Source organism: Pseudomonas argentinensis (assembly GCF_001839655.2).
In the GTDB taxonomy this organism is placed as follows: domain Bacteria; phylum Pseudomonadota; class Gammaproteobacteria; order Pseudomonadales; family Pseudomonadaceae; genus Aquipseudomonas; species Aquipseudomonas argentinensis_B.
The window spans coordinates 2,099,385-2,112,276 of sequence record NZ_CP056087.1 but is presented as its reverse complement, the minus strand read 5'-3'; the positions used below and the strand labels follow the sequence as shown (position 1 = coordinate 2,112,276).

Sequence of the window (12,892 nt, the reverse complement as noted above, 5' to 3'; positions counted from 1 at the left end):
CGTGCATCAGGGTTGAATAGGCCATCTACCGGGATCTCAGAGCCTATTCAAAGGCTCGCGAGCTAGAGCAATGCAAGGCAAAAACAGGCGAGGACGCGGAGTTTACGAGCTGTAAATGAGCAGTCCGAGCCTGTTTTTAACGCCGCAGTGCCGACGCGCAGCAGACTTTGAACAGGTTCTCAGAAGCGCGTCGGCATCACCTCCAACACCTCCAGCGCCTCGTCGACCAGCAGCACCTGCCGCCATTTGTCGAAGGTGAGGCAAGGGTGCGAAGTGCCGAAGGAAAGAATGTCGCCGACCGCCAGGGTCTCGCCCGCCGGCACCGACAGGAACAGGTGCTGGTCCATGATCATGCGCACGCCCCAACCACGCACGTCCTGTGGGGCCTGGCCTTCGCGGTACAGATGCTGGGGCATCGGCAAGTCGGGGTCACAGCCGATGTCGCGCTTGCCGAGGGCGACGATGGCCAGGCCGGGTTCGGGCAGCGATTGCACATGGGCGAACACTTCCAGGGCAGGCAGCAGCTCGCCCTCGAGATCCGCGTGCCGCGCCTTGACCTCCTCCATCGCCCCGGCATACAGCTTGTGGTCGTGCACCACGTAGCAGCCGGGGCGCAGCAGCGGGACGTACTGGCCGCGCAGCTCGGCGCGGTCGAAGGCTTCGGCGATCAGATCGAACCATTTGGAACCGGACGCAGTGACCACCGGCTTGTCGGCGGTAAAGGCAGCGCTGCGTTTCAGGCGCATCAGGGTCTCGACCAGGCGCGCGCCATAGGCCCGCACATCGGCAATCGGCGCTTGTCCGCCAATCATCCCCTCGTAGCCCTCGATGCCGGACAGCACCAGGGCGCTCGACTGTTCCAGTGCCGTCAGCAGCGCCTCCAGCTCGCCGTCGTTGCGCACGCCGCAGCGACCACCTTCCACGCCCAGCTCGATCATCACCTGCAGCCGCAGGCCGCGAGCCGCAAAGAACGCATCCAGCGCGCGGACGTTGGCCACGCTGTCGACCACGCAGTGGAACTCCGCGCCCCTGGCGATGAGATCGGCCACCAACGCCATGTTCGCCGCGCCGACCAGCTGGTTGGCCATCAGCAGGCGCGTCACGCCGTGCTCGAATGCCGCCATGCACTGGGTGGCGGTAGCGAGGGTAATGCCCCAGGCTCCGGCTTCGAGCTGACGCTTGAACAGCGCCGGCGTCATGGTGGTTTTGCCATGGGGCGCCAGCCGCGCACCGTGGCGCTCGGCGAAGGCTTGCATCCAGGCGATGTTGTGCGCCAGTGGACGCTGGTACACCACCGCTGCCGGCAGGCTGACGTCGCGCAGCAAGGCGCGCCCGGTACCGATGATCGCGGCTTTCTCCACACCGCTTGGCGGCGCGTCGCTCGGCTCAGCAGGTTTCATGTCTGCATCCTTCTCGATTTTCTGGGCGCGACGGCCATGCAACGGCGCCTCGCAGGGTCGACTGGATTGAATCACGGAAAATAACTATCACAAATAAAATTTTTAAGTTAGAAATTAACAGAAGTCGCGCACGGCTTTTCAGCCCTGCCCCGGGTCAGCCTTGGAGCCCTGAAGTGAATCTGGAAATCGACATCCTGTCGCGCATCACCGAACGTTACCCGACCCTGCGCGAAGCCGAGCGCAAGGTCGCGGCCATGATCATCGACGATATCGACTTCGTGACCAGCGCCAACATCTCCAGCATCGCCGCCCGCGCCGGTGTCAGCGATGCCAGCGTCACCCGCTTCGCCAAGTCCATCGGCTGCCAGGACGTGCGCGAGCTCAAGCTGCGCCTGGCGCAATCGCTCGCCGTCGGCCGGCGTTTCATTCAGGAGGCCAGCGAAGAGGACGGCATCGGCGCGGTATACGAGATCGCCAAGCAGACCCTCGACCTCAACCGCGAACTGATCGCCAATGCCGATATCGAGGGCGCCCTCGATCTGCTCGACGGCGCCCGGCAGATCGTCATCTTCGGTGCCGGTGGCGGCTCGGTGGTGCTTGCCCAGGAGATGCAATTCCGCCTGGTGCGCCTGGGTTATGCCGTCAGCGCCTACTCCCAGGCACTGATGCCGCGCATGGTCGCCGCCACGCTCGACCCCAGCGACCTGGTAGTGGCGCTGTCGGTGACCGGCTTCACCCCGGAAATCGTCGACGCGGCGCGCATCGCCCGCAGTTACGACGCCCAGGTGCTGGCGCTGACCGCCTCGGATTCGCCCCTGGCGCAGCAGGCCAACGTGATCCTGCCGATTGCCGCTCGGGAGACCGACTTCATCTACCACCCCTCGTCGTCGCGCTACGCCATGCTGGCGGCCATCGACGTGCTGGCCATGAGCCTGGCGCTGCGCCACCGGCAGCGCTCGCGCGACAAACTGCGGCGCCTGAAGCTGACCCTCGACAGCCACCGTGGCGGCGACAACCGCCAGCCGCTGGGGGACTGAGGCATGTCGCAGCACGCCAACCTGCTGATTCGCGACGTTCAGCTCATCGATGGCACCGGTGCCGCGCCCTATCAGGGCGACCTGGCGGTACGCGGCGAGCGCATTGTCGCCCTCGGCGACCTGCGCGACTGGTCAGCCGACACCTGTATCGAGGGCCATGGTCGCTGCCTGTCTCCCGGCTTTATCGACGTGCACACCCATGACGACAGCAACGTCATCCGCATGCCGGAGATGCTGCCCAAGCTCACCCAGGGCGTTACCACGGTCATCGTCGGCAACTGCGGGATCAGCGCCTCGCCGGTGCACCTGCCCGGCCCCGAGGTTCCAGACCCCATGAACCTGCTGGGCCGGCTCGAGGATTTTTGCTACCCGACGTTCGCCGCCTATGCCGAAGCGGTCAGCGCGGCGCAGCCAAGCGTCAACGTCGCGGCGCTGGTCGGGCATACCGCGTTGCGCGCCACGGTGATGGAGCGTTTCGACCGCCCGGCCAGCGCCGAGGAAATCCAGCAGATGCGCGGCGCCCTGCGTCAGGCCCTGGCGGAGGGTGCCATCGGCATGAGTTCGGGTTTGGCCTACATGAATGCGCGGCATGCTCCCGCGGCGGAGATGCGCGCCCTGGTCGAAGAGGTCGGCGCAGCCGGCGGCCTCTACACCACCCACCTGCGTGACGAGTTCGCCGGGCTGCTCGACGCCATGGACGAGGCCGTGGCAACCGCCCGCCATGGCAGGGCGCCGCTGGTGATCTCCCACCTCAAGTGCGCGGGCGTCGGCAACTGGGGCACGGCGCCCCTGGCCCTGGAAAAACTCGAGTCGGCGGCGCGGCAGCACAGCTGTCACTGCGACTGCTACCCCTACACCGCCGGCTCCTCGACCCTGGACCTCGGCCAGGTCACCGACGACTTCGAGATCTTCATTACCTGGTCCGACCCGCACCCGCAGATGGCGCGCCAGACCCTGCAAGCCATCGCCGCCAGCTGGGGCGTCTCGCTGCTCGAGGCCGCCGGCCGCCTGCAGCCGGCTGGCGCGGTCTACCACAACATGGCCGAAGACGACATGCGGCGCATCCTGCGCCATCCCCTGAGCATGGTCGGCTCCGACGGCCTGCCCAACGACCCCCACCCCCATCCCAGGCTATGGGGCGCGTTTCCGCGGGTGATCGGCCATTTCTGCCGGGACCAGGGGCTGTTCACCCTGCCCGAAGCCATCTACAAGATGACTGGCTTGTCCGCGCGCAACTTCGGCCTGCACGACCGCGGCGAGCTGCGCGTCGGCGCCTATGCCGACCTGACCCTGTTCGACTTCGCCGCGGTGCACGACAGCGCCACCTTCACCAACCCCATCGCCGCGGCGCAAGGCATCGAACTGGTGGTGGTCAACGGCGCGGTGGCCTACCGCCACGGGCAACTCGAAGCGCGCGCCGGCCGCCTGCTCAAACGCCCCGAAAAATCCCCCCATTCTTCAACCTGAATCAAGGAGAAATCCCATGAGCATCAAACGTTATGGCGCCGAAGGCGGAACCGGAACCGGCGGGCAGAAGCTGCCGTTCTCACGCGCGGTGGAAGCCGGTGGCTGGCTCTACGTGTCCGGCCAGACGCCCATGAAGGACGGTGAAGTGGTCGAAGGCGGCATCATCGAGCAATCGCGCCTGGCCTTTCAGAACTGCCTCGACATCATGGCCGAGGCCGGCTACGGCGTCGAAGACGTGGTGCACGTGACCACCGTGCTCACCGACGCGCGCTACTTCAGCTCGTTCAACAAGGTCTTCAAGGAAATCTTCGGTGACCACCCGCCGGCGCGTATCTGCAGCGTTCAGGACCTGGTGGTCGACTGCAAGGTCGAGGTCGACGTGAAGTGCTTCAAGGCCTCGCGCGCCTGATCCCAGCGCCCGCCCAGAGGAGAACCACCCTTTCATCACCGCAGCAACGAGCCGGCGCCGCGCTGCCCGGCTCGCTGACAGCTACCTCATCAACAATCATTCCAATCTGAGGTCAGGTATGAACAGCAACATCTTTCTCGGCAGTTTCTTCGTCTACCTCCTGGCCATGATCGCGCTGGGCTGGTGGGTATCGCGCCACCATCGCTCCACCGGCGACGACTTTCTCCTCGGCGGGCGCAGCATTCCGCTGTTTCTCACCATCGGCACCACCGTCGCGACCATGGTCGGCACCGGCTCGAGCATGGGCGCGGTGGGCTTTGGCTACAACAATGGCTGGGCCGGTGCGCTGTACGGCATTGGCGGAGCGGTCGGCATTCTGCTGCTGGCCGTGCTGTTCGCCTCGGTTCGCAAGCTGCGTTTCATGACCATGAGCGAAGAGCTGGCCTATTACGTGGGCGGCAGCCGGGTGGTGCGCAACGTGGTGGCGCTGCTGATCTACATCGCCAGCATCGGCTGGCTGGGTGCGCATATCCTAGGCGGCGGCATGTACCTGGCGTGGATCACCGACATCGACCTGAACACCGCAAAATTCGTGGTCGCCATCGGCTTCGGCCTGTACTGCGTGATCGGCGGCTACCTGGCCGTGGTGTGGACCGACACCATCCAGGCCATTCTGCTGTTCATCGGTTTCATCGCCATGGCGGTATTCGCCCTGGTCGAGATCGGCGGCTTCGAGCATCTCGCCGACAACATGGACGCCAGCACCACCGGTTTTCTGGGGATAAGCAGCCTGGGGCCGATTCCGGCGATTTCCCTCGCCGCCGTGGTCGCCATCGGGGTGCTGGCCACGCCGTCCTTCCGCCAGCGTATCTACTCGGCGGACTCGGTTGGCAGCGTGCGCCGCTCCTTCATGTTCACCGGCATCCTGTATCTGGGCTTTTCGATCATTCCGGCGATCATCGGCATGGCCGCGCACACCCTCGCGCCGAATCTGGAAAACAGCAATTACGCGTTCCCGTTCCTGGCCACCCAGGTATTGCCACTCTGGCTGGGCCTGCTGGTGATGATCGCCGGGCTTTCCGCGACCATGTCCAGCGCCAGTTCGGATGCCCTGGCAGGCGTGTCGATCATGATGCGTGATCTCTACATCCTGGTCACCGGCCACACCCCGCCGGCCGAGCGCGTGGTGCGCTATTCGCGCTTCGCCCTGCTGTTCACCATCGGCATGGCCCTGGCCTTCGCCCTCACCTCGGACAACATCATCAGCTACATCACCAAGATGATCGCCACGGTCATGGCCGGCATGTTCGTCTGCGCCATCCTCGGCAAGTTCTGGGGCCGCTATAACTGGCAAGGCGCGATTGCCACCCTGGTCGCGGCCTCCAGCACCTCGCTGGCGATCATCAGCCATGCCGGCTGGAGCGCCTACTGGGGCAACCCCAGCATTCCAGCGGTTATCGCGGCAGTGGTGGCCGGGCTGGTGGTATCGCTGCTCAGCCCGCGCTGTCAGATCACCCCGGAACAGGCGCTGGCCCGGGTGACCGAAGAGCGCGAGTCAATGGAGACGCCGGTGAAGATCGTTTCCTGAGAACCTGTTGACGATCTTTTAGGCGACGTAAAAAGGCTGCGACAAGGCAGAAGCGGACACTCAACGCTTGCGTAGGAGCGGCTTTAGCCGCGAGCTCTTTACGCCCCACATGCGATGCGTGAGCTGTGGTTTTCCATCGTTATCGCGTTGCTCATACGTCCGGTTCCGCTCTGACGAGCGGGTTTCTTTTGGCATCGCCCGGATGGCCGGCCCCGCCAAAAGAAACCAAAAGGTCTAGCCCCGACATACGGCCCCCGCTTCGCTGGGGTTCCCTCGCTCCATCATCGCTCCGAGGGCACGGCCTAGGCGGCCCCCCACGAAGGGCCATCCCTGGCCCATCCGGTGGGGGCGCCTAGCCTCTCGCGGCATCCATGCCGCTCAAGGCTGCCCGCCCGGCCCTCTCCACGACGATTCCGCTCGGCCTCCTGAAGGGGCGATTGGTGCTGCCTGCCAATTTTGTGGCATGAGGAGCACCAAAAGGCAAAGCGGCCGAACGGCAGCTCCCGCCTTTTTTTGCAGTCAACACGCTGAAGTCGAGCCGAAGGGTCGTTTCCTGAGAGCGTGGCGGATCAAAACTGCTTTTAAACGTGCGCGGTAAACGGCACCTTAGAGGTTTGCCGGTCCGCGCGCTCTAGCGTGTGACGCATACCTCTCCTGCACTGCGCGACATTTCCCAGGCGTTCCACCCAATGAGTTCTCGCACCGCCCACCTGCAACTCCACACGGCCGCCTTGCTGGTCGGCGTCTCGGCACTGTTCGGCGAGTCGCTGAAGGTCAGCGCCGGCATGATCGTGCTTGGCCGCTCGGCCTTCGCCCTGCTGGCGTTGAGCCTGTTCTGCCTGTGCCTGAACAAACGCCCATGGCGCACCGTGAATGCGCGCACCGCCGCTACCCTGCTGGCGACGGGGGGGACCCTGGGCGCGCATTGGCTGCTGTTCTTCATGGCGGTGCAAACCGGTGGCGTTGCCGTGGCCACCCTGGGCTTCGCCTCCTTCCCCGCCTTTACCGCACTGATCGAGCGGCTGGTGTTCGGTCAGCGCCTGGGGCGCAGCGACCGCTGGATACTGGTGCTGGTGTCGCTCGGCTTGATCCTCATCACCCCGTCGTTCGATCTAGGCGATGGCGCCACGGTCGGGCTGCTCTACGGTGTGCTATCCGGTGCGGTGTATGCCGCAATCGCGGTAGCCAACAAGCATGCGGCCAGCAGCATCGACGGCCTGGCCTCGTGCTGGTGGCAATGCCTGGCGATCAGCCTTGCGCTGCTGTTCTGGTGTCTGCCGGAAGTGCCCGGCATCAGCACCGATGACTGGTGGCAACTGGCGGCGCTGGGGGTGCTGTGCACCGCCCTGGCCTACAGCCTGTTCATCGCTTCGCTGCGCCACGTGCGCACCCACACCGCCGCGGTGGTGATCACCATGGAGCCGATCTACGCCATCGCCGGTGCCTGGCTGCTGTTCGGTTCGGTGCCGACCGCCGGCATGCTGCTCGGCGGCGCACTGATTCTCGGCGCCGTGGCCTGGGCCGGGCTGCAGGGCGGGCACTGAATCCTCAGGGCTGCCAGGTGGTGCGCTCGCCACTGAGCCGGTGATCGAGAAAGCTCGCCGCGCTGATCAGCGCCAGGTGGCTCAACGCCTGGGGCGTATTGCCCAGGTGATGGCCACGTCGATCCAGTTCTTCGGCGTACAGCCCCAGGGGATTGGCATAGCGCAGCAACTGCTCGAACTCCAGATGGGCTTTTTCCAGCCTGCCGGCGCGCGCCAGGCACTCGACGTACCAGAACGAGCAGGCGATGAACGAGCCCTCCTCGCCATCCAGCCCGTCATCGGTGCGGTAGCGATATACCATGCCGTCGCGAACCAGTTGCTGCTCGATGGCCTCCAGGGTGGCCAGCCAGCGGGGGTCGGTGGCGGCGACGAAACGCATCAGCGGCATCAGCAGCATGGAGCCGTCGACGTCCTGGCAGCCGAGGCGTTGCACGAAATGGCCGCAGCGCTCGTCCCAGAAGTTGTTCCAGATATCGTCATGGATGGCCTGACGCTCGTCGTTCCAGCGCGCGAAGGGCGCCGGCAGCGAGCGTTTCTGGGCCAGGCGGATGGCGCGATCCAGGGCCACCCAGCACATCAGTCGCGAGTGCAGGAAATGCTGCTCTTCGCCACGGATTTCCCAGATGCCCACGTCCTTCTGCTGCCAGCTGTCACAGACCTGATCTACGATGCCCACCACATGCTTCCAGCCGTCGTGGGAAATCGCTTCGCCGTACTTGTTGGCCAGGTACACGGCGTCCAGCAACTCGCCGAAGATATCCAGCTGGGTCTGTTCGTGGGCTTCGTTGCCGATGCGCACCGGCTTCGCGCCGCCATGGCCGGCCAGGTGATCGAGTGAGCTCTCCGGCAGGTGGTGCTGCCCGCGCAGGCTGTAGAGAATGCGCAGGTGCGCGGGGGTTTCCGAGCAATCGTCGACACGATCGCGCACCCAGCGCATGAAGGCATTGGCCTCCTCGGAAAAGCCCAGGCGCATGAACGCGTAGACGGTGAACGAGGCATCGCGGATCCAGGTGTAGCGGTAATCCCAGTTACGCTCGCCCCCCGGTGCTTCGGGCAGGCCGTAGGTGGCGGCGGCGATGATGCCGCCATGCTTGCGCGAGGTCAGCAGCTTGAGCGCCAGGGCCGAGCGGTGCACCATCTCGCGCCAGCGCCCACGGTAATTGGACTGTTTCATCCAGCCCCGCCAGTACTTCAGGGTTGCCTGCAGGCAATGCGCGCAGGCACCGGCAGCCACCAGGGGGTCATCCGGCGCGCCCAGCACGAACTCCGCATGCTCGCCTTCGCGTAATTCGAATTCGGCGATGGCGCAGTGCTCATCGATACGCAACGGCTGGCTCGCCGATAGCCGCAGGCTGGGCTGCCCCGGCGCATGGAACAGCACATCGTCGCCACCGATCTGGGCCACAGTATCGGCGCGGCTGTAATCGTGGCGCACCCGGCAGCGCAGGCGGATCATGGCACTGCCGGAGACCACGCGAATATTGCGGATTAGCCGCGGCGCCGCGTCGACATCGGTGTTGATCGGCATCAGGTCGGTGCATTCGACCACCGCCTGCTCGTCCAGCCAGCGCGTTTGCAGCACGTTGGTATCGGGCAGGTAGAGTTGCTGGCGGCGCGCGTCGGGCAGGTCCGGCGCCAGCTGGAACACCCCGGCCTGGGGCGTATCGAGCAGGGCGCTGAAGATCGACGGGCTGTCGAAGTCCGGCCAGCAGAAGAAGTCCACGCAACCACTGTCGGCCACCAGCGCGGCACTGCGCATGTCGCCGATGATGCCATGGGCCTCGATGGGCATCTGACGATCCTGGATATCAGCCATTGTCACGAAACTCCGGGTAAAGGCTCATACCCCCATCGATGAACAGCGTGGTGCCATGGACATAGTCGGCCAGGTCGGAGGCCAGCCACACCACCGCATTGGCGATGTCCTGAGCATCGCCGATGCGGCCATAGGGGATCAGTTCGAGGAGCTTGTCGGCCGCTTCGCCTTCGGTGGCCTCGCGGTTGATCGCCGTGCGGATCGCCCCCGGCGCAATGGCATTGACGCGGATACGCTGCTCGCCCACTTCCTGGGCCACGCTGCGCATCAGCAGGTCGAGCCCGCCCTTGGAGGCGGCATAGTTGACGCGCCCGGCCCAGGGAATCAGCTGGTGCACGGAGCTCATCTGGATGATCTTGCCGGCAGCGCGGGAGATCTCCCCACGAATGCCCTGTTTGGCGAACTGCCGCAGCGCCGCCCGCACGCAGAGGAACTGGCCGGTGAGGTTGACCTGCAGCACCTGGTTCCACTCGTCCAGGCTCATGTCCACGGTTGGCGCATCGCGCTGCATGCCGGAGTTGGCCAGCAGAATATCGAGCCGCCCGAAGGTGGAGAGGGTTTCGGCGAACAGCGCCTCGACCTCCTGCTCGCTGGAAACATCCGCCTTCACGGCGATGGCCTGGCCGCCGCCGTCACGGATCTCCTCGGCAAGACGCTCGGCGGCTTCGCGCCCGGAACGGTAGTTGAGCACCACTGCGGCGCCCGCCTCGGCCAATGCCTTGGCAGATGCCGCGCCAATACCGGAACTGGCGCCGGTAACCAACGCAACCTGTGACTGCAGAGAGATGAGCATGGCCGTTTCCCTTTCCTCGACTTGCTACACCTGACTGGAAGCCAAGCGGCAGAGTTCAGGGAAAAGCCCATTGCCGTCGATCAGGACGCCAGCACCTACAGCGCCAGGTGCCCGTCAAAGAGAAATCGGTCATGTGAGGAGAACCACCATGCAAGAAATCGAAGCGCTGCTCGACTATCTCAAGCGCCACAAGCTGTACCTGACCACCGCCGAATCCTGTACCGCCGGCCTGGTCGTGGCCTTGCTCGCCAAGCACCCCGGCAGCGGCGAATGCCTGGACAGTGGCCACGTGGTCTATTCGCCAGCCGCCAAGAAACGCCTGTTGGGGGTCAGCCAGGAAATCCTCGACAGCTTTAACCTGACCAGCGAAGAAGTGGCGCGGGCGATGGCCAGCGGCGCCTTGAACGGCAGCCCGGCCAATGTGGCCGTCGCTACCACGGGGGTCGCCGGCCCCGAGCCGCAAGGCGAGATCGCGCCCGGTACCTTGTGTTTCGCCTGGGCCTTTCGCCTGGCGGACGGCAGCACCCGGCTGTTTTCCAGTACCGAACATTTTGCCGGTGACCGCTCACGTATTCTCGACGAGGCCGCCCGCTTCGCGCTGCTGCGCCTGCCGGAGCGGCATGCGCAGCTGCTTGGCGAAGGCTAATCTCGACCCTTGCCCGGCAGGATCGAACCTAGCACCTGCTTGGTCGCCTGGCGCAGGATGCCGCCCTGGTTCGGATCGCCCTGCCACAAGGTCGACGCGAAGGCCTTGGCCTGGGCCAGGGTGATGTGCGGCGGCAAAGGCGGTACGTCCGGGTCGGTCTTGAACTCGATCAGCACCGGGCGATCGGCCGCCAGCGCCTGTTCCCAGGCACCCGCCACATCCTCTTCGCGGTCGACGTAGATGCCCTTGAGGCCGATGGATTCGGCGAACTGGTGGTAGGCGACACTGGGAATGTCCTGGGACGCCGAGAACTTCGGGTCGCCCTCCATCACCCGCTGCTCCCAGGTCACCTGGTTGAGGTCTTCGTTGTTGAACACCGCGCAGATCCAGCGCTTGTCCTGCCATTCGTGCCAATACTTGGCCACGGTGATCAGCTCGGCCATGTTGTTCATCTGCATCGCGCCGTCACCCACCAGCGCCACCACCGGGCGGTCCGGATGGGCGAACTTGGCGGCAATCGCATAGGGCACCGCCGCTCCCATCGACGCCAGGCCGCCGGACAGCGAGCAGAGCATGTCCTCGCGCATCTTCACGTCACGGGCGAACCAGTTGGCGCAGGAACCGGAATCGCTGGTCACCACGGCGCGATCGGGCAGCCGCGGCGACAGCTCGTAGGCGACCCGCTGCGGGTTGATCGGCGAGGCCGAGGCCAGGGCGCGACGCTTTAGGGTGGTCTGCCACTGCGCCGTCCACCGTTCGATGCGCTTGCGCCAGGTACGCAGCGCCTTGCGTTCGAGCAGCGGCAATAGCGCCCGCAAGGTATCGGCGGCGTCGCCCTGCAGGTTGACCTCCATGGGGTAGCGCAGGCCGAGCATGTCCGCCTGGATATCGATCTGCACGGCGCGCGCCTGGCCCTCCTTGGGCAGGAATTCGGCATAGGGGAAGCCCGAGCCGATCATCAGCAGGGTGTCGCACTCGTTCATCATCTGGTAACTGGGCTTGGTGCCCAGCAGGCCGATGGAGCCGGTCACCCAGGGCAGATCGTCCGGCAGCGCCGCCTTGCCAAGCAGCGCCTTGGCGACACCCGCACCCAGCACCTCGGCTACCTCCGTGACCTCCCGGGCGGCACCCAATGCGCCGGCGCCGATCAGGATCGCCACCTTCTTGCCGGCGTTGAGGACATCCGCCGCGCGTTGCAGGTCAGCTTCATAGGGCACCACGCGGGGCCGGCTATAACCGACGCCGGAATGCAGGGTGCCGTGCTCGCGGGGCGGCTCCTCGTAGGGCAGGGTCTGCAGGTCGTTGGGCAGGATGATCGCCGTCACCCGGCGCTCGCCCAGGGCGGTGCGGATGCTGCGGTCGACCAGGTGGCGGACCTGGGACGGCGCACTGGCCTGCTGCACGAAGGCGCCGGCCACGTCCTTGAACATCGACAGCAGGTCCACCTCCTGCTGGTAATGCCCGCCCAGGGCATTGCGGGCCTGCTGGCCAACGATGGCCAGCACCGGCATATGGTCCATGCGCGCATCGTACAAGCCGGTGAGCAGATGGGCCGCGCCCGGGCCCGAGGTGGCGATGCACACCCCCAGATCCCCGGAGAACTTGGCATCGGCCGCCGCCATGAAGGCGGCCATTTCCTCATGGCGCGCCTGAATGAAGCGGATCTTGCCCTCGGTCTTGGCCAGGGCGCCGAATACGCCGTTGATGCCATCCCCCGGATAGCCATAGATGCGCCGTACGCCCCACTGATGGAGGCGTTCGACGATGAAATCTGCGACGGTCATGCTCATGGATAACTCGCTCGAAGTTCAGGCCCGCGTAGGCCGACATGGATGGAGTTGCCACGCGATGTCTGGGTGCGCGACGGTCCGGCCGGGCAGCCTGGCTGCCGGGCACAGGAATCTTGACCGGCCTCGATCGGCAGAGGTTTAAGGTTTCGACCCCAGCCGCTGCGCCTGTGCCAACGCGGGCCGGGCGCGCGAGGACAGGCCGGCAAAAAGATCGAACATGCAGCGTCCGCCACCCTCAAACCACGTAGAGCAGCGCACCGAGGAACGCGGCATGACCCAGCGAGTACCCGACCCGACCCAGGCACCCGACTTGCCGGGCGAGCCTCCACCCCTCGGCCAGCCTCAGCAACCCGACAACGATGCGTTACCGGACAAGCCGCAGCCCGACCCCGTTTGAGCACG

General features: G+C 65.6%; 11 protein-coding genes. 7 read left to right on the top strand and 4 right to left on the bottom strand.

The genetic code is table 11. The features are described 5' to 3' along the window. Positions 1-179 precede the first annotated feature (179 nt). Positions 180-1,400, bottom strand: coding sequence for an amino acid deaminase (locus tag SA190iCDA_RS09365; protein ID WP_070886685.1), 1,221 nt, complete (start codon positions 1,398-1,400; stop codon positions 180-182). A gap of 173 nt (positions 1,401-1,573) precedes the next feature. Here SA190iCDA_RS09365 and SA190iCDA_RS09360 point away from each other — a divergent pair, with 173 nt between their 5' ends. From SA190iCDA_RS09360 to SA190iCDA_RS09340, 5 genes are all read left to right on the top strand, one after another. Next, complete coding sequence (locus SA190iCDA_RS09360) at positions 1,574-2,437, top strand: MurR/RpiR family transcriptional regulator (RefSeq protein ID WP_070886684.1); 864 nt, start codon at positions 1,574-1,576, stop codon at positions 2,435-2,437. A 3-nt stretch (positions 2,438-2,440) separates the two neighbouring features. After that, positions 2,441-3,904 carry an N-acyl-D-amino-acid deacylase family protein gene (locus SA190iCDA_RS09355; protein ID WP_070886683.1) on the top strand — a complete coding sequence of 488 codons (1,464 nt, stop codon included), beginning with the start codon at positions 2,441-2,443 and terminating at the stop codon, positions 3,902-3,904. A 16-nt stretch (positions 3,905-3,920) separates the two neighbouring features. Then, positions 3,921-4,313, top strand: coding sequence for a RidA family protein (locus tag SA190iCDA_RS09350; RefSeq protein ID WP_070886682.1), 393 nt, complete (start codon positions 3,921-3,923; stop codon positions 4,311-4,313). Positions 4,314-4,431: 118 nt separating this feature from the next. Next, complete coding sequence (locus tag SA190iCDA_RS09345) at positions 4,432-5,901, top strand: sodium:solute symporter family protein (protein WP_070886681.1); 1,470 nt, start codon at positions 4,432-4,434, stop codon at positions 5,899-5,901. Positions 5,902-6,590: 689 nt separating this feature from the next. Continuing rightward, positions 6,591-7,445, top strand: a complete 855-nt coding sequence (locus SA190iCDA_RS09340; protein ID WP_070886680.1) for a DMT family transporter — start codon at positions 6,591-6,593, stop codon at positions 7,443-7,445. Positions 7,446-7,449: 4 nt separating this feature from the next. On the opposite strand, the gene SA190iCDA_RS09335 is transcribed toward SA190iCDA_RS09340, so the two are convergent. Together SA190iCDA_RS09335 and SA190iCDA_RS09330 are read right to left on the bottom strand one after the other, a co-directional pair. Continuing rightward, entirely contained in the window at positions 7,450-9,261 is a 1,812-nt protein-coding gene (locus SA190iCDA_RS09335; protein ID WP_070886679.1) for a glycoside hydrolase family 15 protein, read from the bottom strand. After that, positions 9,254-10,054, bottom strand: coding sequence for a glucose 1-dehydrogenase (locus SA190iCDA_RS09330; protein ID WP_070886678.1), 801 nt, complete (start codon positions 10,052-10,054; stop codon positions 9,254-9,256). The genes SA190iCDA_RS09335 and SA190iCDA_RS09330 overlap by 8 nt, the downstream gene beginning before the upstream one ends. A gap of 148 nt (positions 10,055-10,202) precedes the next feature. On the opposite strand from SA190iCDA_RS09330, the gene SA190iCDA_RS09325 reads away from it, so the two are divergent. Continuing rightward, positions 10,203-10,700: a CinA family protein gene (locus SA190iCDA_RS09325; RefSeq protein ID WP_070886677.1), complete on the top strand. Its 498-nt coding sequence runs from the start codon at positions 10,203-10,205 to the stop codon at positions 10,698-10,700. Here the strand turns inward: SA190iCDA_RS09325 and SA190iCDA_RS09320 are convergent. After that, complete coding sequence (locus tag SA190iCDA_RS09320; RefSeq protein WP_070886676.1) at positions 10,697-12,490, bottom strand: thiamine pyrophosphate-requiring protein; 1,794 nt, start codon at positions 12,488-12,490, stop codon at positions 10,697-10,699. The genes SA190iCDA_RS09325 and SA190iCDA_RS09320 overlap by 4 nt on opposite strands. Positions 12,491-12,761: 271 nt before the next feature. Here SA190iCDA_RS09320 and SA190iCDA_RS23150 point away from each other — a divergent pair, with 271 nt between their 5' ends. Then, positions 12,762-12,887: a hypothetical protein gene (locus SA190iCDA_RS23150; protein ID WP_268963891.1), complete on the top strand. Its 126-nt coding sequence runs from the start codon at positions 12,762-12,764 to the stop codon at positions 12,885-12,887. Positions 12,888-12,892 lie beyond the last annotated feature (5 nt).

Excerpts from the sequence above, each read along its gene's own strand:
- SA190iCDA_RS09330 (WP_070886678.1), bottom strand. The coding sequence starts at position 10,054 with ATGCTCATCTCTCTGCAGTCACAGGTTGCGTTGGTTACCGGCGCCAGT.
- SA190iCDA_RS09325 (WP_070886677.1), top strand. The coding sequence starts at position 10,203 with ATGCAAGAAATCGAAGCGCTGCTCGACTATCTCAAGCGCCACAAGCTG.
- SA190iCDA_RS09355 (WP_070886683.1), top strand. The coding sequence starts at position 2,441 with ATGTCGCAGCACGCCAACCTGCTGATTCGCGACGTTCAGCTCATCGAT.
- SA190iCDA_RS09345 (WP_070886681.1), top strand. The coding sequence starts at position 4,432 with ATGAACAGCAACATCTTTCTCGGCAGTTTCTTCGTCTACCTCCTGGCC.
- SA190iCDA_RS09340 (WP_070886680.1), top strand. The coding sequence starts at position 6,591 with ATGAGTTCTCGCACCGCCCACCTGCAACTCCACACGGCCGCCTTGCTG.
- SA190iCDA_RS23150 (WP_268963891.1), top strand. The coding sequence starts at position 12,762 with ATGACCCAGCGAGTACCCGACCCGACCCAGGCACCCGACTTGCCGGGC.
- SA190iCDA_RS09335 (WP_070886679.1), bottom strand. The coding sequence starts at position 9,261 with ATGGCTGATATCCAGGATCGTCAGATGCCCATCGAGGCCCATGGCATC.
- SA190iCDA_RS09365 (WP_070886685.1), bottom strand. The coding sequence starts at position 1,400 with ATGAAACCTGCTGAGCCGAGCGACGCGCCGCCAAGCGGTGTGGAGAAA.
- SA190iCDA_RS09320 (WP_070886676.1), bottom strand. The coding sequence starts at position 12,490 with ATGAGCATGACCGTCGCAGATTTCATCGTCGAACGCCTCCATCAGTGG.
- SA190iCDA_RS09350 (WP_070886682.1), top strand. The coding sequence starts at position 3,921 with ATGAGCATCAAACGTTATGGCGCCGAAGGCGGAACCGGAACCGGCGGG.